The organism is Oleiphilus sp. HI0067, assembly GCF_001635735.1.
In genome coordinates this window covers 1-1066 of the sequence record NZ_LWFI01000316.1, presented here as the reverse complement: position 1 = coordinate 1066, position 1066 = coordinate 1, and the positions used below count along the sequence as shown (strand labels likewise).

Genomic DNA, 1066 nt, shown 5'->3' with positions numbered 1-1066 from the left:
GAGGTCGAGGCTTGGAAGCATCATGTTGTCGGTCCAGGCGTCATGGATTGGTATATCTGGGATGCTGCACCAGCCATGTTCCCATCATCTCCAAAGTTTATGTTCCCTATGCTTGGTAAAATGGGCTTAGCAACGCAAGGCACTCCGATGACGCCTGCTGATCGATCTGCTTACGAGGGGGCTGACGACTTGGAATATGAGTTTAAAGCTCAAGAAATAAGCTATAGCAAGGCAGATATCGGCGTCCCTGTTGGTTACTGGCGTGCTGTTGGACATTCGCATAATGGATTCGTGACAGAAACCTTTGTCGATGCCTGTGCAGAAAAAGTCGGTAAAGATGAATTAGCATTTCGCTTGGACCTGCTTAAAAATCAGCCACGCTTGGCATCAGTTTTAAAGTTAGCTGCTGAAAAAGGTGGTTGGGTTGCCGAGAGACCTCAAGGCCGATATGTGGGCATTGCTGCGCATAAATCATTCGGGTCGTATGTTGCAGAGCTTGTTGAGCTTAGTGTTGAGTCAGGACAGATACGCGTTCATAAGGTCGTATGTGCTGTTGATTGTGGGCAAGTAGTTAATCCTGATATCGTTAAAATGCAAATGGAAAGTTGCATCGTTTTTGGCATTACAGCAGCTTTACATGGCGAGATTGAATTTGTTGACGGTGGAGCTGCGCAAAGCAATTTCCATGATTACCAAATGCTTCGCATGAATGAGTGCCCAGAAATAGATGTGCACATAGTCGACAGCGCTGAATCGCCAACGGGTGTGGGCGAACCTGGACTTCCTCCAATTGCGGCGGCGATGGGGTCAGCGATTTATAAGGCGACGGGCACACGCCATACTCGACTTCCATTTAAAATAAGCTGATATAAATGAATACTCAGCGTTATCAGGTTTTGCTCAAATTAAAAGAGTGTTTAGAGGCGGGGCGCCCAGCATTTCTAGTCACCGTGCTAGAAACATGGGGAGCTTCACCTCGACCTGCTGGAAGTATTTTGGTTTTTGATCCGTCAGCCAATAAAGTCTACGGCTCTGTCTCCGGAGGCTGTGTAGAAGAGGAACTTCT

At 47.4% G+C, this 1066-nt stretch carries 2 protein-coding genes; both read left to right on the top strand.

Features of this window, described 5'->3' with window-relative positions:
- The coding region (locus tag A3739_RS03835) for a molybdopterin cofactor-binding domain-containing protein (protein WP_156502329.1) at positions 1 to 867 on the top strand (867 nt) is incomplete at its 5' end.
- A 5-nt stretch (positions 868 to 872) separates the two neighbouring features.
- Positions 873 to 1066, top strand: a 194-nt coding sequence (locus A3739_RS03830) for an XdhC family protein (protein WP_197472023.1), incomplete at its 3' end; no start/stop codon positions are given.